General features: G+C 59.8%; 17 protein-coding genes. 7 read left to right on the top strand and 10 right to left on the bottom strand.

The window, feature by feature from the left end; genetic code table 11:
* Positions 1 to 116: 116 nt before the first annotated feature.
* The 4 genes from ABD806_RS05675 to ABD806_RS05690 are packed head-to-tail and all read left to right on the top strand — an operon-like array spanning position 117 to position 2,543.
* On the top strand, positions 117 to 467 hold the full coding sequence (locus tag ABD806_RS05675) for an ArsC family reductase (protein ID WP_344955586.1): 351 nt from the start codon (positions 117 to 119) through the stop codon (positions 465 to 467).
* 28 nt (positions 468 to 495) lie between these two features.
* A complete protein-coding gene (dapE, locus tag ABD806_RS05680) occupies positions 496 to 1,629 on the top strand; it encodes a succinyl-diaminopimelate desuccinylase (protein ID WP_344955588.1) in 1,134 nt (377 codons plus the stop codon).
* Between the two features lie 11 nt (positions 1,630 to 1,640).
* Positions 1,641 to 2,312 (top strand): M15 family metallopeptidase, encoded by a 672-nt coding sequence (locus ABD806_RS05685; protein ID WP_344956456.1) that lies wholly within the window; start codon positions 1,641 to 1,643, stop codon positions 2,310 to 2,312.
* Between the two features lie 3 nt (positions 2,313 to 2,315).
* Positions 2,316 to 2,543: a hypothetical protein gene (locus ABD806_RS05690; protein ID WP_344955591.1), complete on the top strand. Its 228-nt coding sequence runs from the start codon at positions 2,316 to 2,318 to the stop codon at positions 2,541 to 2,543.
* 42 nt (positions 2,544 to 2,585) lie between these two features.
* On the opposite strand, the gene ABD806_RS05695 is transcribed toward ABD806_RS05690, so the two are convergent.
* Genes ABD806_RS05695 through dapA form a run of 3 tightly spaced genes read right to left on the bottom strand, consistent with a single transcriptional unit; the run spans position 2,586 to position 6,879 of the window.
* On the bottom strand, positions 2,586 to 4,928 hold the full coding sequence (locus ABD806_RS05695) for a DNA polymerase II (RefSeq protein ID WP_344955593.1): 2,343 nt from the start codon (positions 4,926 to 4,928) through the stop codon (positions 2,586 to 2,588).
* A 51-nt stretch (positions 4,929 to 4,979) separates the two neighbouring features.
* Complete coding sequence (gene bamC, locus ABD806_RS05700; protein WP_344955596.1) at positions 4,980 to 5,990, bottom strand: NlpB/DapX family lipoprotein; 1,011 nt, start codon at positions 5,988 to 5,990, stop codon at positions 4,980 to 4,982.
* 1 nt (position 5,991) lies between these two features.
* Positions 5,992 to 6,879, bottom strand: coding sequence for a 4-hydroxy-tetrahydrodipicolinate synthase (dapA, locus tag ABD806_RS05705; protein ID WP_344955598.1), 888 nt, complete (start codon positions 6,877 to 6,879; stop codon positions 5,992 to 5,994).
* Positions 6,880 to 7,011: 132 nt separating this feature from the next.
* On the opposite strand from dapA, the gene ABD806_RS05710 reads away from it, so the two are divergent.
* A complete protein-coding gene (locus tag ABD806_RS05710; protein WP_344955600.1) occupies positions 7,012 to 7,539 on the top strand; it encodes a glycine cleavage system transcriptional repressor in 528 nt (175 codons plus the stop codon).
* Between the two features lie 11 nt (positions 7,540 to 7,550).
* Positions 7,551 to 8,018, top strand: a complete 468-nt coding sequence (gene bcp, locus ABD806_RS05715) for a thioredoxin-dependent thiol peroxidase (RefSeq protein ID WP_344955603.1) — start codon at positions 7,551 to 7,553, stop codon at positions 8,016 to 8,018.
* An 88-nt stretch (positions 8,019 to 8,106) separates the two neighbouring features.
* On the opposite strand, the gene ABD806_RS05720 is transcribed toward bcp, so the two are convergent.
* The 5 genes from ABD806_RS05720 to ABD806_RS05740 form a co-directional block, all read right to left on the bottom strand.
* On the bottom strand, positions 8,107 to 8,535 hold the full coding sequence (locus tag ABD806_RS05720) for a DUF6691 family protein (RefSeq protein WP_344956459.1): 429 nt from the start codon (positions 8,533 to 8,535) through the stop codon (positions 8,107 to 8,109).
* Positions 8,536 to 8,545: 10 nt separating this feature from the next.
* The gene (locus ABD806_RS05725) at positions 8,546 to 8,956 is read right to left on the bottom strand and encodes a YeeE/YedE family protein (RefSeq protein ID WP_344955605.1); all 411 of its coding nucleotides are present in this window, start codon (positions 8,954 to 8,956) and stop codon (positions 8,546 to 8,548) included.
* A gap of 229 nt (positions 8,957 to 9,185) precedes the next feature.
* The gene (locus ABD806_RS05730) at positions 9,186 to 9,365 is read right to left on the bottom strand and encodes a hypothetical protein (RefSeq protein WP_344955607.1); all 180 of its coding nucleotides are present in this window, start codon (positions 9,363 to 9,365) and stop codon (positions 9,186 to 9,188) included.
* Between the two features lie 338 nt (positions 9,366 to 9,703).
* Positions 9,704 to 11,089 (bottom strand): MFS transporter, encoded by a 1,386-nt coding sequence (locus ABD806_RS05735; RefSeq protein WP_344955609.1) that lies wholly within the window; start codon positions 11,087 to 11,089, stop codon positions 9,704 to 9,706.
* A gap of 181 nt (positions 11,090 to 11,270) precedes the next feature.
* The gene (locus tag ABD806_RS05740; RefSeq protein ID WP_344955611.1) at positions 11,271 to 13,436 is read right to left on the bottom strand and encodes a malate synthase G; all 2,166 of its coding nucleotides are present in this window, start codon (positions 13,434 to 13,436) and stop codon (positions 11,271 to 11,273) included.
* A gap of 490 nt (positions 13,437 to 13,926) precedes the next feature.
* Here ABD806_RS05740 and ABD806_RS05745 point away from each other — a divergent pair, with 490 nt between their 5' ends.
* Complete coding sequence (locus tag ABD806_RS05745) at positions 13,927 to 15,576, top strand: putative bifunctional diguanylate cyclase/phosphodiesterase (protein ID WP_344955613.1); 1,650 nt, start codon at positions 13,927 to 13,929, stop codon at positions 15,574 to 15,576.
* Positions 15,577 to 15,760: 184 nt separating this feature from the next.
* On the opposite strand, the gene iolG is transcribed toward ABD806_RS05745, so the two are convergent.
* Positions 15,761 to 16,747, bottom strand: a complete 987-nt coding sequence (gene iolG / locus ABD806_RS05750) for an inositol 2-dehydrogenase (protein WP_344955616.1) — start codon at positions 16,745 to 16,747, stop codon at positions 15,761 to 15,763.
* 27 nt (positions 16,748 to 16,774) lie between these two features.
* On the bottom strand, positions 16,775 to 17,596 hold the full coding sequence (gene iolB, locus ABD806_RS05755) for a 5-deoxy-glucuronate isomerase (RefSeq protein ID WP_344955618.1): 822 nt from the start codon (positions 17,594 to 17,596) through the stop codon (positions 16,775 to 16,777).
* Positions 17,597 to 17,708: the final 112 nt, after the last annotated feature.

A 17,708-nucleotide genomic window follows, 5' to 3' on the forward strand; every position in this document is an offset into this window, starting at 1 on the left:
TGGTCTGGCTTGAACCCGGCCCGCGGGTCTGTTGCGTCTCCGCAGGCCGCTGGCTCAGGTTGCAGCTGTTACGCCGAAATGCCAGAATCCAACCACGCTTGCAACAGGACCCCCCGATGACCATCAAACTTTACGGCATCAAGAACTGCGATACGGTAAAAAAAGCCCGTAAGTGGCTTGAACAGCATGCCATCGACTACCAATTTATCGATCACAGGATCGATGGCCTAGATCCGCTGGAATTACAGGACTGGCTGGCACGCCTGGGCTGGGAACAGCTGGTCAATAAAAGAGGCACCAGCTACCGCGCCCTGAGCGATGAAGACAAGGCCACCCTCGGCCCGGATACCGCCGCCGCCCTGCTCACAGCCACCCCCGCCATGATCAAGCGCCCCCTGCTGGTCCATGACGATCGGTTGCAACTGGGCTTTAACGCCGCTGACTATGCCCGTTTTTTTAATCAATAACGTATTTAATCGGTAAACAAGGACAACAATGACTGATTCCGCCGTCCTGGCCCTGACCAAAGACTTAATCAACCGCCCCTCGGTTACCCCGGAAGATAAGGGTTGCCAGGAGCTGATGGGCGAACGTCTCGCCGCCCTTGGATTCACGCTGGAAACCATGGTGTTTGAGGACACCACCAACCTGTGGGCCCGGCGCGGCAGCGAAGGGCCTCTGTTCTGCTTTGCCGGCCATACGGATGTGGTGCCCCCCGGCCCCCTGGATAAATGGCATACGCCCCCCTTCGAGGCGACAGAAATCAATGGTTACCTGCACGGCCGGGGCGCCGCCGACATGAAGGGCTCGCTCGCCGCCATGGTGGTGGCCACCGAGCGCTTTGTGGCCCAATATCCGGATCATCAGGGCTCCATCGCCTTCCTGATCACCAGCGACGAGGAAGGCCCCTTTATCAACGGCACCACCCGGGTAATCGACACCCTCGAAGCCCGCGACGAGAAAATCACCTGGTGCCTGGTGGGGGAGCCCTCCTCCACCGCGGAGGTGGGCGACGTGGTCAAGAATGGCCGGCGTGGCTCACTCACCGGCGACCTGACCGTCAAGGGCATACAGGGCCATGTGGCCTATCCCCATCTGGCCGACAACCCGGTGCACAGGGCCGCCCCCGCCCTCGCCGAGCTGGCCAATACCCTGTGGGATCAGGGTAACGAGTTTTTCCCGCCGACCAGCTTCCAGATAGCCAACATCCAGGCCGGCACCGGCGCCTCCAACGTGATCCCCGGCGAGCTGCATGCCCAATTCAATCTGCGCTTCAGCACCGAGCTGAACGAGGCCAAGATCAAGGCCAGGGTGCACAGTGTGCTGGATGCCCATGGCCTGGACTATGAGATCAAATGGCTGCTGAACGGCAAGCCTTTCCTCACCGACAAGGGGGACCTACTCGAAGCCACGGTCGCGGCGGTCACCGCCGTGCGCCATCAGGCTCCCGCCCTGCTCACCACCGGCGGAACCTCCGACGGCCGCTTTATCGCCCAGACCGGCGCCCAGGTGATCGAGTTGGGGCCGGTCAACGCCACCATTCACAAGCTGAACGAATGCGTGAAAATCGCTGATCTGGAGCAGTTGACCGATATGTATCAAGGCATACTGGAGCGGTTGCTGGCATGAGCCAGGCCGGCATCAGCAACGATGCCCTGCTGGGCCTGAGCGAGGATCACCTGGTCAGCCTGGCCGATGGTCATCGCCTGCGGCCCGGTGCCGCGGCCGCCTTTGTCAAACTGCAGGCGGCGGCCGCGGCCGCGGGCTTCAACCTGGTGCCGGCTTCCAGCTTCCGCAGCTTCGAGCGACAGATGGCCATCTGGAACGGCAAGTTCGACGGCAGCCGGCCGTTGCTGGATGCCGACAGCCGGCCGCTGGATGCCCTCAGCCTGGATGAGCCACGGCGCATCGCGGCCATCCTGCACTGGAGCGCCCTGCCCGGCACCAGCCGCCACCATTGGGGCACGGATCTGGATGTCTACGATCCGGCGCTGCTGCCCACCGGCGCACTGCTTCGGCTCGAGCCCTGGGAATACGGACCGGACGGCTATTTTTATCCGCTGACCAAGTGGCTGGATGCCAACCTGACCCGCTTCGGCTTTTTCCGCCCCTACCGCCTGCCGCTCGGCGGGGTGGCGGTCGAACCCTGGCACCTGAGCTACCGCCCCCTGGCCCGGCCCTGTGCCGCCCGGCTGACCCCGACGCTGGTCGCGGCGGCCATCAGTACTCGACCTGTGGCCGGAAAAGCGCATATCCTTACCTTACTGGACGAAATTTTCGCCCGCTATGTCCGCAATATCACCGAGGATTAAACCATGAGCACCTGGCTCTGGATCGCCCTGCCCCTGCTGTTTCTGGTCGGCCTGTTCGTCGGCGCCCTCAAGGACACCAAGAGGATTGAAAAGTCGGTGGAAAAAAACCGCGACAAGATGAATCTGAAAGACTGGGACACCGAAGAAAGCAAAAAAGACAACTGGGGCGTTCCCCCCGGCAGCTACCACCCCGATGACAAGGAGGGTAAGGACAAAGGGAATAGGGAATAGGGGTTGCAAGCCGGTCCCTAATTACCAATCCCGGTCACCAATCTAGAACAGCCCCAGTTGCCGGCCAGTCAGCGCCTCGAAGCTCAACCCCACAAACGGCAGTATGGCGTCGGCCACCGGCTTGAGCTGGCGGTCTATATAGTGCTGGTAATCGATGGCCGAGCGGCGGTACTCCTCGGGCTCCGGGCCGTTGAGGGTGATCAGGTAACGGATGTGGCCCTTTTGCTGATAGCGCAGCGGGCGTCCCAACCGGGCGTTGTGCTCGTCGGCCAGCCGGGCCGCCCGCACCTGGGGCGGCTGGCTTTTCACATACAGGGCCAGGGGCCGCCGCAACCGCTTGCGATAGACCAACTCGGCATCCCGCTCTCCGGCCAGGGTCTGCGCCAGGGCGGTACGCACAAAGTCGCTGGGATCCCGGTCCTCAAATACCAGCCGGTAGAGTCGGGTCTGAAACCACTGGGCCAGGGGAGTCCAGTCCGAACGCACCGTCTCCATGCCCTTAAAGATCAGCGACACCCGGCCGTCTTTTACGCTCAGCCCCGCATAACGTTTTTTCGAGCCCTGCTCCCGGCCGCGGATGGTGGGCATCAGGAAGCGGGAATAATAGGTCTCGAATTGCAGCTCAAGATGACTCTGCAGCCGGAACTGCTCGGCCAGCGTTGCCTGCCAGCCATCGTTGACCAGACCCGCCAGACGCCGCCCTTCCGCGCTGGCCGAGGCCTCGTCGTGGTTGCCGGCGAGCAGCACAAAGACCGAGTCGGTGTCGCCATAGATCACCCTGTGCCCCTGCTGTTCGATCCAGGCCGCGGTTTGCTGCATGATGTCATGGCCACGTAGGGTGATGGACGAGGCCAGCCGGGTATCATAGAAACGGCACCCCCCCGAGCCCAGTACCCCGTAAAAGGAATTCATCAGGATCTTGATGGCCTGGGAACGGGGCCCGTCCTGCTGCCGCTTGGCATGATCCCGCTGTTGCCACAGTGCCTCGATGATGGCCGGCAAAAAATGCCGGTGGCGGGAAAACTGTCCGCCACGGAAGCCGGGGATGGCATCCGCCTCCTGCAGCCCCAGCACCAATCCTAGGGGATCTATCTTGAAGGTACGGATAATGGAGGGATATAGACTCTTGAAATCCAGCACCAGCACATGGCGATAGAGGCCGGGCTTTGACTCCATCACATAGCCGCCTGGGCTTGCCAGGCCGCCGTCGGCGGGCAGGTTGGGGGCCACATAGCCCGCCCGGTGCACATGGGGCAGATAGAGGTGGGTGAAGGCGGCGACCGAGCCGCCGCTGCGATCCAGCTCCAGCCCGGTGAGCTGGCTGCGCAGCCGTAAAAAATCCAGCAGCCGGGTGTGCTCGAAGATATCCCACACCAGACGGCAATCTTCCAGGTTGTAGGCCGCCAGTTTGGGCTTATTATGGCGAAAATCCCTTTGGATGGTGGCCAGCCGGTTGGCCACATCCTCGGTTTGCTTGCCCCGTCCCAGCAGCCGTTGCGCCACCTGCTCCAGGCTGAAACTGTCGAACTGATAACAGGCGGTCTTGAGCGCGTCTATGCCGTCGATGGCCACCCGACCCGGCAGGGTGACAAACACCTGGCCGCTATGGCTGGCCTCGCGCAGATAGGCCCCCTCGCCCCCCCGGCCCAGCTTCAGCCGCAGCCCATGCAGGGCCGCGCGCTGCAGGATCAGCCGCAGATCGAAGTTGACCAGGCTCCAGCCGATGATCAGGTCAGGATCATATAGGTTGAGCTCCTGCTCCAGGGCCGTTAATAAGGCGGGCTCGTCGGCAACCCAGCGGATATCGGTCGCGGCGGACTCGGGCTGTCCAATCATCAGTACCCGGGCCAGCCCCTGGCCATAGAGGCCGATGGAGTAAAGCTCACCCTTGGCCGAACATTCGATATCCAGGGACAGGGTGCTGAATTCCGGCTGCCAGTCGCCGGGCTTGAGCCGGGGTTGGGTAAAACGGCGATAGCCGGAGGCCGGCAGCTGCCGGCCGATAAAATCCACCGAACCCTGGATGAAACGGCTGAACAGGTAGCGCTCATGGAGGCGAAAGTCGTCTTCATAGACAGCGATGGCGGCGGCCCTGAGCAGGGCCGCCGCCTGTTTATGGCTGGCGAGGCTGGTAAAATACAGCACCGCGACCGGCCTGTGCTCAAAGGTCTGCAGGCCGGGTTCGGCCCATTGATAGTCGATACCGGCCAGCAGGCCGGCTATGGGTGCCGCCTCATCGAGCGGCACCATCAGCAACGGTCGCTCACCCTCAAGCACCAGCTTAACCGGCCCCTGCTCGCTGCACAGCCAGTACACTATCTCGGTGTTACCCGCCAGATCCCGGCTGTGCCGGGTCAGGATAAACCCCCGTTGGATCTCATCCATCGACGCCCTCCCCGCGTTTATCCCACCACTGGAAAAGGGGAAGAACCGCGGTTACTTGATCAGATCGGTCCGCTCGAAGGCCTTGGCCAGCGTCCTGCTGAATTGGCCCAGCACCTCGGCTGACACCGGCACCCGATCCTTGTCATTGATCATGATGCTGGTCTGATTGCCCAGATCCCCTAACTGGATCCGATATTCATCCTCGGGAACATCCAGGGCCGGCAGGCCCAAATCCTGCCATTTGCCGTCGCTCAGGCCATCAAACTCGACGTCCAGATAACCCAGCGCCTGTTGGCGGTTGGTGATATCGAAGCCCATCTTCGGCAACAGGGTCACCAGGCGGCGCCAGGTACGGTCATAGCCTTGCGCCGCCAATATCCGGCCCTGGGCCGGATCCAGCTCAATCCCGATCGGCCCCTTGTCCAGCTCACTTTCCCGGGCCGTCAACGCGGACTGATAGTCCAGTGAAAAGGCGTTGAGCATGACCGCTTCCGCCCTTTGCCGATCCTGGGGGCGCAGGGTCGAATCGCCACGCTGCTCGGCGATGGTCACCGAGATCGCCACGGCGCGACGCACCGGATCCGGTGCAAACTGCCATACATACCGGAGCTCAGGCTCGCTCTTGGCGCCGACCCAGTCGGTCAACCAGCCCTGGTCATTCCTGTTGAAATCAATCTCTTGCTTATTCAAGAAGCTTTCCAGCGCCAGGGCCAGCTCCTGTTCCAGGGGCTGATCCAGGCGCTGTTGATAAAACCAGAGGGCAGAGCCCTGGTCCGCTACCTGTGAGCCACGGATCAGGGGCAAGACCTGGATCGGCGGACGGATATCCAGCTCGGTGCCTTTGGCACCCAGGGCGGCCTGGGCGGACAAGGCCGGTACCACAAACTCGTTGTTAAAGGCCGGGGCATCCAGGCCAGCCGGTATCAGCAGAGGCCTGATGCGCAAGGATTCCTGCTGATAATCAAAACCCCGGTTGGCCTGGCTGCGTTTTTCCGGGCTGCTGCAGCCCGCCAGGACAGTCAGGGCCAGCAGGCCGACCAGTGCCCTTTTATTCTTTACCATGTTATCCACGCCCTATTAACTCCGCTTGGTTCAACGCTGCCATCACCTTGTCCTGGCCGGAGGCACTCAGGGGGATCAAGGGCAAACGCGGCATATGTGTATCGATGAGCCCCAACTGCATACAGGCCCATTTCACTGGTATTGGATTGCTATCACAGAACAGGTTTTGGTGCAGAGACATCAGCCGCTCGTTGAGCGCCCGTGCCCGTGACCAGTCACCGGCCAAGGCTGCCCGATAGAGGCTCGCCATCTCCGCGGCCGCCGCATTGGCGGTGACCGAAATCACCCCATGCCCCCCCAGGCGGACAAAATCCAGTCCAAGATCGTCGTCACCACTGAACAACAGGAAGTCATCACCGCACAGGGACTTGAGCCGGCTCACCCGCTCGAGCCGGCCACTGGCTTCTTTGATGCCGATCACCTGCTCAAGTTCCGCCAGCCGAGCCACGGTCTCGGGCAACAGATCACAACCGGTACGCCCCGGCACATTATAAAGGATCTGCGGCAAGGCACTGGCCCGGGTAATGGCGCCATAATGGGCCAGCAGGGCATCCTGGGAAGGCTTGTTATAGTAAGGGGTCACCGACAGTCCCGCCGCCACCCCCATCCCTTCCATCTCCTGGCTGAGACGAATGGCCTGACGGGTGTTATTGGAGCCGCAACCACCGATCACGGGAATGCGGCCCCCGGCAAACGCCAGCACCGCCCTGACCACTTCCAGGTGCTCGCTCGTGGTCAGGGTCGGCGACTCACCCGTGGTACCCATGGCGGCGATGGCACGGGTGCCGCTGTCGATATGATAATGAACCAGCCGCTCCAGGCTGACAAAGTCTATTTCACCCTCAGCCGTCATGGGGGTGATCAAAGCCACTATGCTGCCGCTGAACATGGACATTCCCGTTGGTAATCAAGAGCCCGTATGGTAGTGGTCCCCCCCTTGGAATACAAGAGAGCCGCTGGAGCCCATGGCGATTTGTGCTACCATGGCCGGCTTGTTCACCAGCATTTTTCGGACAGCCTGATGACCCATCATCTTGTGGTGACCGCCATAGGCGAAAACAGACCCGGCATAGTCAACGAAGTGGCCCGTCATGTCACCGACTGTGGCTGCAATATTGTCGATAGCCGGCTCGGTATCTTCGGCAATGAATTCACCTTTATCCTGCTGTTGTCCGGGAGCTGGAACCAGATCACCCGTCTGGAAACCACCCTGCCCCTGTTCGGCCAGAGCCTGTCCCTGATCACCATGATGAAACGCACCCAGGTGCTGGTACAGCCCAGTTATGCCCTGAGCGCCTATGTGGAGCTGGTGGTGCCGGACCGGCCGGGGATCGTCAATCGCTGTACCCAGTTTTTCAGTGATCGGGGTTGGGATATACAGGCGATGCAAAGCCAAACCCTAAGCGGCGAAGAGTCGGGCATGTTCCAGGCCGATTTTCAGCTTAACCTCCCCGAGAGCCTGGCCGACGGCGAGGCCGAGCGCGCCTTCGAAACCCTCTGCCATGAGCTGGACAGCCAACGACACAGTTTTCGACTCAAACGCAAATAACCGGAGTGCAGATGACATACTTGAGCCAAGGCAGCACAGCGCCTGCGTTTACCCTGTTGGATCAAAACGGCAAGGGCATCAGCCTGAGCGATTTCGGCGGTAAAAAAGTCCTGGTGTATTTTTACCCCAAGGCGATGACGCCCGGTTGCAAGGTACAGGCCTGCGGCCTGCGTGACAGCCAGGCCGAGCTGACCAATCACGATGTGGTGGTATTGGGTATCAGCCCGGACCCGGTCAGCCGCCTGAAGAAATTTGAACTGAAGGACGAGCTGAACTTCACCCTGCTGTCCGACGAAGACCACGCGGTGGCCGATGCCTTCGGCGTCTGGGGCCCCAAAAAGTTCATGGGCAAGGAATACGACGGCATCCATCGCATCAGCTTCCTGATAGACGAGCAAGGTCGGGTGGAGAAGGTGTTCGACAAGTTCAAGACCAAGGATCATCATCAGGTGGTGGTGGATTACCTGAACCAGGCGTAAATGATAAAGGCTGCATCATCCCGGCAAGGAATCGCAGCCTTTTCATTGGGTTAGTCCAATCACCGTAGCGTCCGGCGACTCGAGCGACTTAAAGCTTACCGCTTCCAGCTACCGTCAGGCGGCCCACCAGCCAAAACCCTGCGCCCATCGCCAGGATAAAGACCCCCACCTGCCATTGCAGGCTGGCAGCCAAGCCGATGGCGGGGCCGGGGCAGATACCCGCCATACCCCAGCCGGCACCAAAGATCGATGCCCCCAGCAGCAGCCGGCCATCGATAACCGGCGCCGCTACCTTAGGCAAATCGGTCCCCAGCACGCATTGGCCGTGCTTGGTTCGCCAAAACCACAAGCCGGGGGCAAACACCGCCAGCGCACCGGCCATCACCAGCGCCAGGCTGGGATCCCAGGCTCCGAACACATCCAGAAAGCCCAGGACTTTGGCCGGATTGATCATGCCTGAGAGCACCAGCCCTAACCCAAACAAGGCACCGGACAGCAGGCCGATAAGATACAGCATCATCTTGGCCTCACTTCAGCATGGCAACGGTGGCAATACCGGCGGCGATAAACACCAGGGTCGCCGCCATGGAACGCCGCGAGCCACGGCCCAGACCGCAGATACCATGGCCACTGGTACAGCCATTGCCCAGGCGGGTGCCTATGCCCACCAACAGGCCGGCCAGCAGCAGTTTTCCGGGCGCCATCCCGGCCAGTGACGGCACCTCCGCCATCCCGGACTGAAACAGCAGCAGCGTCGCCGACAGCAAGCCGGCCACGAACGCCAGCCGCCACCCCCTGTCGGAGTGACCGCCGAGACCGATCAGGATGCCGCTGATCCCCGCCACCCGACCGGCAGCCACCATCAACAGCAAGGCACCCAGGCCGATCAGCATGCCGCCGAACAGGGCGCTCCAAGGGGTAAAGTTCACCACCGTCATGACGAGCTCCTTTAAATTAGCATATGCTAATAATAGCGATGATCATTGAATTATCAATCACCAATGCAATGAGCAGCGGCGGGGCTGTTGCGCGAGGGAAACAAGAAAAAATAGATATACAGGGGGTTATATTGACGGCCGCCCATGATACCGGGAACTGACCGAGGTGACGACGGCTGCCCCCCATGGCCGTCGCGCTGGGGACAGCTTGCGGCTTGTACCAGGCCGCTCAAGCCTGAGCCGGCGCTCTTCGCAGCGGGATCACCTTGCTTTGTTGCTCATCCAGCCAGAGCCATAACTCGGCCAGGCGGCAGTCGTCACAGTCCTGGATGTCCCGCTCAGGCTCGCTGGCCCGCAATCGGTTGGCATGCTCATGAACCTGAGTAAGCAAAGATAATGGTGTACGCATCACTGTATTCCCTGACTGGCGATTGGATGAGTTCAGCCTAACCCAAGGGATTGACAGTTTTATGAATCATGAGTGCTGCGCGGTGCAGGCTCCGCAATGACACCTAGCGGCGCAATACATGAACAGTAACCTAAATAACTGATACAAATACCGCTACATTTCGAGACAGAGGTCAGGATTCGATAAGCAGACCCTCTGCGCCAGGGCCGGAAAATGCTCCTGCCGTTCCGGCATTCCCGCCATCCATGGCGGTCAGTGGCACGCGGAGCCCCCAAGGATGGGTTTACGGCGAGTCTGCATTCGAGCCTGGGCTCTGTAGCACAATTAGGAACGGTTATTTAGCTACTCGCCGCCAGGGACTGCTCAACCCGGGGTTCCGTCTCCTGCTCGGGCTCTGGTTCCGGCAATTCCAGTTCCATCTGGCAGGCCTGAGCCTCGGCAATCTCCTCGGCTTCCATATCCGGGAAGACTTCTTCAAGGGGCACATCGACAAACTCTTCGTTACGGGGATCCAGCTCGACGATAATACCGGCCGTTTCCACCGGGGTCTGGATATAGTGGGCCTGCTCGATCACCGGCACCGACTTGCTCCGCCACTGCCAGATCCAAGTATAGATGCCGAGCAAGAAAGCCACCCCGGCACAGCCGTAATATAAGCCTTCAGCCCCCAGCAGCGTCATCATGCTCGAGCTGAACAAGGGGCCGAGGGAACTGCCCAGGCCATAACTCAGCAGCAACGTGGTACTGGCCGCCACAATATGATGGGCCTCCATACGGTCATTGGTAATCGCCACCGCCACCGGATAGATGGATGCGACCATGCCCATGTAAAAGGATGAAAAACCGATCAGCAGCCACAGGTGCAGATGGCCGAAGAACACCACGCTCAGGGCACTGGCGGTAATCAAGACATTGATCCATACCATGATCTTGCTGCGATCCAGCTTGTCGCACAACCGCCCCAGTGGCCAGGCAAACAGGATAAAGGTAAACACGGAAGCCGCCATGAAATAAGAAAGCTGATTGACCGGCAGTCCGACCTCAATGGCATAAACCGGCGCCATCGAATAGAAGCTGCTGATCAATATACCGCTGCACAGGGACGCCAGCAGCCCCGCTGGGGCATCCTTGATAATCGCCTTTACGCTGATCCGTTCACTGTGCTCTATCGTGGGGGCCTCCATCCGGCTGAGGGATAAAGGCACCAGGGCGGCGGTCAGCACGATGGCGCCCAAGGTAAAGGGTACGAAGGCCGCCGGATCCGTCAGACCGATCAGCAGCTGGCCGGCAGTGGCCGCCACATAGGTACAGATCTGGTAGGTAAAAAACAGGGTCGCCCGGTACTCGTTGGTTGCCACGGCGCTGAACCAGCTTTCGATGACAATGAAGCAGCCGGCCACCGCCACCCCACTTAAGGCACGCAGCAAGGCCCACACCATTATGCTGTCGGTCAGCGGAAAGATCATGGTCGAGCAGGCGAGGAAAGCACTGAATACCGCAAACGCCCGGATATGCCCGACCCGCTGAATCACCTTGGGACCATATAAGGAACCGAGCACAAAGCCGACGGAATAACACACCATGATGCTGCCGATCAGGGTCGGCTCGACCTTTTTCAGTCCCAGGTTGACTCCCAGCAGGGTCATCACAAAGGTATTTCCGCCCATCAGCAGGAACACGCTGAAAATCAGGGAAGAAAGGGAAACTACCAAGCGTTTGATCATGTTGCCGGTCCGTGCTGCTGTCATTAATTATTGGTTCAATTGGGCGAAAGACTAACAGGTTACATCCGATATTGCGCCCCAAAAAAACCATGATACTTTCGCATGGCGCAGATGAGTAAAATTCATGGCTTATAAACAAAAATCCCCGGACCAGCCGGGGATTTTTTGTGTCAGCTAACGCTTAACCTTGCGCCTTCAGCTTGCGCCGGTAGGCGTGCAGCAAAGGCTCGGTATAGCCGCTGGGCTGGGTGGTGCCTTCGAACACCAGGGCACAGGCGGCCTCAAAGGCGACACCGTCAAAGCCGGGGGCCATGGTGCGATACAGGGGGTCGCCGGCATTCTGGCTATCCACCACCGCCGCCATACGGCGCATGGATTCCGCTACCTGCTCTTTGGTGCAGATACCGTGGCGCAACCAGTTGGCGATATGCTGAGCGGAGATCCGCAGGGTTGCCCTGTCTTCCATCAGACCGACATGGTTGATATCCGGCACCTTGGAACAACCCACTCCCTGATCTATCCAGCGCACCACGTAACCCAGGATACCCTGGGCATTGTTATCCAGCTCCTGCTGGATCTCCTCTGCGCTCAGGGCCGCGGGATCGGCCAGCATCGGAATGGTCAGCAAATCATCCAGGCTGGCGGCCTGACGGCTGCGCAACTCGTCCTGACGGGCCGCCACATTAACCTGATGGTAATGGGTCGCGTGCAGGGTAGCCGCGGTCGGTGACGGTACCCAGGCGGTGTTGGCGCCGGCCTGAGGATGGGCGATTTTTTCCCTGAGCATATCCGCCATGTTGTCGGGAACGGCCCACATGCCCTTGCCGATCTGGGCTCGGCCCTTGAGGCCAGCGGCCAGACCCACGTCGACGTTGTTGTTTTCGTAGGCCTGGATCCAGGCCTGCTGCTTCATGTCGCCCTTGCGTACCACGGGGCCCGCTTCCATGCTGGTGTGGATTTCATCACCGGTACGGTCGAGGAAACCGGTGTTGATAAACACCACCCGTTCGCGGGCTTCATAGATACAGGCCTTGAGGTTGGCACTGGTCCGGCGCTCTTCGTCCATGATCCCCACTTTCATGGTATTAGGCTGGAGCCCGAGCACCGCTTCGATACGGCCGAACAGTTCGCAGGCGAAGGCCACTTCTTCCGGGCCGTGCATCTTGGGCTTGACGATATAGATGCTGCCGGTGCGGGAGTTCCTGAACTTGCCGTTGCCCTTGAGATCGTGGATGGCGATCAGGCTGGTGACCAGGCCATCGATGATCCCTTCGGGCACTTCGTTGCCGTCTTTATCCAGCACCGCTTCGTTGGTCATCAGGTGGCCTACGTTGCGCACAAACAGCAGGCTGCGGCCATGCAGGGTAAAGGTATCGCCGTCGGCGGAGCGATATTCCCGATCCGGGTTCAGGGTCCGGAGGATTTCCTTGTCGCCCTTTTGCACCTTTTCGGTCAGGGTGCCTTTCATCAGACCCAGCCAGTTGCGATAGACGCCAACCTTGTCTTCGGCATCAACCGCCGCGACCGAGTCTTCACAATCCATGATGGTGGACAGGGCGGACTCCAGCAGCAGATCCTTGATACCGGCCTTGTCGTCCTTGCCGACCACATGGCTAGGATCAAACTGCAGTTCGATATGCAGGCCGTTGTTGCGCAGCAATACCGCCTCGGGTGCCGAGGCATCGCCGTTAAAACCGACAAATTTCTCGGCCTGGGCCAGACCGGTTTGTTCGCCATTTTCCAGGGTAATTTGCAACTGGCCGTTGACCAGTCGATAGCCGACGGCGTCCGCATGGCTGCCTTTGGCCAGGGGGGCGGCCTGATCCAGCAGCCGGCGACCCCAGGCCACCACCTTGGCGGCACGACGGGGATTGAAGCTGCTGCCTTTTTCGGCTCCGTCAGTCTCGGCAATGGCATCACTGCCATAGAGGGCGTCATACAGACTGCCCCAGCGACCGTTGGCGGCGTTAAGGGCATAGCGGGCATTGTTGACCGGTACCACCAGCTGAGGACCGGCCAGGACCGCCAATTCGTCATCCACGTTGGTGGTGGTGACTTCAAAATCGGCCACCGAAGGCTGCAGGTAGCCTATTTCTTGCAGGAACTGTTTGTAGGCGGCCGCATCATGGCGTTGATGCGACTGGTGCCAGCTGTCGATCTGCTGCTGGAGGTGATCTCGCTTGGCCAGCAGGGCACGGTTCTTGGGCGCCAAATCGTTGACGATTTGTTCCATGCCGGTCCAGAAGGTGGCAGGCTCGACGCCGGTGCCGGGGATTATTTCATTAACTACCAGATCGTGGAGAACGGTAGCAACTTGTAAAGTTCCGAGGTGAGTACGTTCCGTCATATGTGGTTTCTTCTATTTGTCTGTTTATGTAACGACTGATTATTGACCCTATTGCTTGGGAGCCACAGTTTACCTTGGGAAGCCATATACTGGCAAAGCAGAAATGCAATGTTTAGTCACATATTTTTTACAAAATATGCATATTAAATCACTAATTTTTTGCCACACCTCGGGCAAGTCATTGTTATAACTTGAAATAACTTTCAGAGCCGTCTCCAATTCAGAATTATTTTGTGCAAAAAAAAGTACACAGAGCCCGGGAAGGAACTCAGGCTGTTACCCGTGATTCCAGGTCCCGGGATGGCTCAGCCGAATGACTCGCCCGGGCATGCTCCGCTCCTGTCCATGATTTCGTCGCCATCCCAACAAGGCGCTACGGTATCAACACAATGTATGAGTAATAACAGGACCCCTTAAACTGTTAGACAACGGCGGCCACCTCCGGCTACCCTCGAACACCCGTTTATCATTTTGTTCACCGAACCATTCCATGAAGCCACCTGAGCCCCTCGGCACAGAAGACTATCTCGACAAGCTCAGCAAGGCACCGGGCAAAGACAGTTTTCCCGTTTCCCTCTGGGCCATGCCGCTACGTTTAACGCTCTTTTATATGCTGATCGCCGCCGGCTGGGTGCTGAGTTCCGACGCCCTGACCAATCTGCTGATTGCCCGTTATGGCACTGAGCTTAGCTGGCTGCATACCATCAAGGGGATCGGCTTCGTGCTGTTAACCGGCTTGGCCTTCTACGGCCTGACCCGCTCCCTGGTACGGCAGGCCTGGAAGGCGCATCTCAAGTATCATCAGGCCTTGGCCCGGAAACAGGCCAGGTTGATCGAGCTGACCCATTTTGATGCCCTGACCCGGCTGGCCAACAGACGATCCTTTCATCATGCCCTGACGCGGGTCTGCGCCGCCCGCCGGCAGGGTTATCTGTTGCTGATCGGCCTGGATCGGTTCAAGCAAATCAATGACAACCTGGGCCACGAGGCCGGCGATGAGTTGTTGTGCCTGGTGGCGGCTCGGCTGCGCCAGCAGTGCCATGCCGACTGCCACCTGGCCAGGACCGGCGACATATTCTCCTTGCTGCTGCCCGGTGACGGCGCGCCCGCCGATGTGATGGCCTGGTCCCAACGACTGAAACAGCTGTTGGCCCAACCCTTCACCCTGGCCCAGCATACCCTCTTCATCACCGCTGGCATGGGTATCGTCCGCTGGCCCGACGACGGCCCGACGGCGGACGAACTGATGCGCCACGCCGAGTACGCCTTGGCAGAGGCCAAACAGAAAGGACGTAACAGCATCTGCGTTTATGCGCCCCCGGCCAAGGCCGAACTCCCCATCAGTACGGTGTCGCTGGAAAATGCCCTGCACCGGGCCTGGCAGCAGCAGGACTTCAGCCTCCATTACCAACCCAAGCTCTGTCTGCAAAGCCGCCGGATCCTGGGCTTTGAAGCCCTGATGCGCTGGCAGCCGCAAGAGCTGGGCCCGGTGTCGCCTGCCGTTTTTATCCCGGTACTGGAAGACACGGGTCTGATCATTCCCGTCGGTTACTGGCTGATCGAACAGGCCTGCCGCGATCTGCAACGCCTGTCCGAGCACGGTTTTGAGCAATCCATCGCCATCAATATCAGCGCCCGCCAGCTGACCCAGGACGATTTTGCCGAACAGCTGCTCACCCGGCTGCACCAGGCGGGTATTCCCCCCCAGCGGCTGTCGCTGGAGCTGACCGAAAGCAGCCTGATGCAGGAGCCAGAACGGGCCAAGCGGTTGTTATCCCAGTTACGCGAGGCACATATCTCCATTGCCCTGGATGATTTCGGTACCGGCTATTCCAGCCTGAGTTATCTGAAACGCCTGCCGGTCGACATGCTCAAGATAGATTGCAGCTTTATCACCGATATCGTGCAGGAGCAGGACGACAGAGGCATAGTGGACGCCATCATCCGCATGGCCCATGGCCTGTCGATGACGGTGGTGGCGGAAGGGGTGGAAACGGCGCCGCAGGTGGAATTGCTGCAAGCGTTCGATTGTGACCAGATCCAGGGCTACTGGTTTGCCAGGCCCATGCCTGTTGACGCACTGATCGCCTGGTTATCCGAGGCGGAAGGGGCCGGTGTCTATCGGAGGACTGACTCCTGAGCCGGGCCGATTAGCCATAAAAATATTCATACATAAAAAAGCGCCTGCCACTGGCAGGTGCAAACCAGACTACCCGAGTCTGATACCCATTGAGAAAGATCACAGGCGCTCGGCGTTCTCCGTCCTCCCCTCGCCCGAGCGAGCGTGGCGAGCCTGATACAATGGGGGCCAACCGCCCCCACCATTACAGGCGGACCGTCTTGCCGGTGGTATAGGACTCCAGCGCGGCATCGGCCAGGCGCAGGGCCTGTTCGCCTTCCTTGCCGCCGCTCAGACACTCGGCCCGACCCAGCGCCACGTCCACGAAATGCGCCCACTCTGCCCGGAAGGCCGCACTGTAACGCTCCAGGAAGAAATATTGCGGGTTGGCCGCACTGACCCCCTGACCATTGGCCAGCAGAACCGTGTTTTCCAGCTGGTTCTCGGCCCGGAGCAGTCCTTCCGAGCCCAGCAGTTCGATGCGCTGGTCGTAGCCGAAGCCCGAGCGGCGGGTATTGACGATGGTGCCCAGGGCGCCGGAGGCGAACTCCAGGGTGATGGTGGCGGTATCGATATCGCCGGCCTCGCCAATGGCCGGATCCACCACGCAGCTGCCGCGGGCGGTCACCGCCACCACCGGCTCATTGACCAGGTAGCAGGCCATGTCGAAGTCATGGATGGTCATATCGCGAAACATGCCGCCGGAGCGCTGAATATAGGACACGGGGGGCGGTGACGGATCACGGGAAACAATCAGCACCGACTCGGCCTTGCCGATCTGCCCTTGCTGGTAGCGGTTGCGCACGGCGGCAAAGTTGGGATCGAAGCGGCGATTGAACCCCACCAGCAGCGGCACCTTACATTCTTCCACCACCTTGAGGCAGGCCTGCACCCGCTCCAGGCTGAGATCCACCGGCTTCTCACAGAGGATGGCCTTGCCGCTGCGCGCCGCCAGCTCGATAAAGTCGGCGTGGGTGTCGGTGGCCGAGCCGATCACCACCGCATCGATGCTCTCGTCGGCCATCACCTCTTCCAGGGTTTTCACCGGCGCGCCGGTTTTCTCGGACAGGCTAATGGCCGCTTCCGGGAAGGCATCCACGATGGCCACCAGCCGGCTTTCCGGGTGGGCCACAATATTCGCCGAATGCACCTGGCCGATACGGCCGGCGCCAATCAATGCCACATTAATCATCTCTCGTCTCCTGTCCTTGTGTTCGACTTACTTGTTCTTGGGGTAGTTGTCTGAATTCACCCAGGCGTGATCGGCTTCCCAGGTAAAACGCCACTTGCGGATGGGGCCGGCCATGACATTCAGGTAATAGTTGTTGTAACCGGCAATGGTCGCCACCGGATGGTAGCCTTTTGGCACCTGCACCACGTCCTGGTTATAGGGCGCCATGCACTCGTCCAGCTCGAAATCGTCGGTATAGACCCGCTGCAGGGCAAAACCCTGAGGCGGATCGAAGCGATGGTAATAGGTTTCTTCCAGATAGGTTTCGCCCGGCTCGGCGTCCCTGTCGTGCTTGTGGGACGGATAGGAGCTGGTGCAGCCTTCATCGGTGAACACTTCCACCACCAGCAGGCTGTCCGCCTCGGCAGTGTCGGGCAGAATATTGTGTACATAACGCTGGTTGTGGCCCTTGCCACGCTGTTCGGCGTCGACCTGCTCCGGGCCGATCAGCCGCGCCTTGTGGTTGCCATGGCCCGGTGCGCGACAGACCGCCAGCTCCAGCCTGGTTTCGGCGGTAACGGTAAACTGATCGTCGTTGGGCACATACACGGAATAGGGTTTCTTGCGCTCGAAAGGACTCATGCGTTCGCCGATGGATTCGACACTCAATTCACGGGTGCGCACGCTGGCCTTGCCCGCCACCAGCACCAGGCAGACTTCCTGATCCTGGGTGTCCTGACTCAGGCTCTGGCCGGCTTCCAGTTCGTACACCTCGAAGCCCACATACCCCCAGCCGGCCGACTCCGGCGTAATGCGCTGAATGGCACCCTGACTGTCCGGTTGCTGGCGCCTGGATAATAACTTGGACATCCGCTCTTCCCTGGTTGATGAATTATTGATTCTGTTACAACTGACAATAAAACATTTATTTCACACTATGAAGCCGTGGATCTGGAAATTGAGCGCCTCTTTAACAAAGTTG

The organism is Zobellella aerophila (genome assembly GCF_039539325.1).
In the GTDB taxonomy this organism is placed as follows: domain Bacteria; phylum Pseudomonadota; class Gammaproteobacteria; order Enterobacterales; family Aeromonadaceae; genus Oceanimonas; species Oceanimonas aerophila.

Bases quoted from the DNA above. Each gene is read 5' to 3' on its own strand.
- ABD806_RS05675 (WP_344955586.1), top strand. From the start codon at position 117: ATGACCATCAAACTTTACGGCATCAAGAACTGCGATACGGTAAAAAAA.
- dapE (WP_344955588.1), top strand. From the start codon at position 496: ATGACTGATTCCGCCGTCCTGGCCCTGACCAAAGACTTAATCAACCGC.
- ABD806_RS05690 (WP_344955591.1), top strand. From the start codon at position 2,316: ATGAGCACCTGGCTCTGGATCGCCCTGCCCCTGCTGTTTCTGGTCGGC.
- ABD806_RS05695 (WP_344955593.1), bottom strand. From the start codon at position 4,928: ATGGATGAGATCCAACGGGGGTTTATCCTGACCCGGCACAGCCGGGAT.
- bamC (WP_344955596.1), bottom strand. From the start codon at position 5,990: ATGGTAAAGAATAAAAGGGCACTGGTCGGCCTGCTGGCCCTGACTGTC.
- dapA (WP_344955598.1), bottom strand. From the start codon at position 6,879: ATGTTCAGCGGCAGCATAGTGGCTTTGATCACCCCCATGACGGCTGAG.
- ABD806_RS05710 (WP_344955600.1), top strand. From the start codon at position 7,012: ATGACCCATCATCTTGTGGTGACCGCCATAGGCGAAAACAGACCCGGC.
- bcp (WP_344955603.1), top strand. From the start codon at position 7,551: ATGACATACTTGAGCCAAGGCAGCACAGCGCCTGCGTTTACCCTGTTG.
- ABD806_RS05720 (WP_344956459.1), bottom strand. From the start codon at position 8,535: ATGCTGTATCTTATCGGCCTGCTGTCCGGTGCCTTGTTTGGGTTAGGG.
- ABD806_RS05725 (WP_344955605.1), bottom strand. From the start codon at position 8,956: ATGACGGTGGTGAACTTTACCCCTTGGAGCGCCCTGTTCGGCGGCATG.
- ABD806_RS05730 (WP_344955607.1), bottom strand. From the start codon at position 9,365: ATGCGTACACCATTATCTTTGCTTACTCAGGTTCATGAGCATGCCAAC.
- ABD806_RS05735 (WP_344955609.1), bottom strand. From the start codon at position 11,089: ATGATCAAACGCTTGGTAGTTTCCCTTTCTTCCCTGATTTTCAGCGTG.
- ABD806_RS05740 (WP_344955611.1), bottom strand. From the start codon at position 13,436: ATGACGGAACGTACTCACCTCGGAACTTTACAAGTTGCTACCGTTCTC.
- ABD806_RS05745 (WP_344955613.1), top strand. From the start codon at position 13,927: ATGAAGCCACCTGAGCCCCTCGGCACAGAAGACTATCTCGACAAGCTC.
- iolG (WP_344955616.1), bottom strand. From the start codon at position 16,747: ATGATTAATGTGGCATTGATTGGCGCCGGCCGTATCGGCCAGGTGCAT.
- iolB (WP_344955618.1), bottom strand. From the start codon at position 17,596: ATGTCCAAGTTATTATCCAGGCGCCAGCAACCGGACAGTCAGGGTGCC.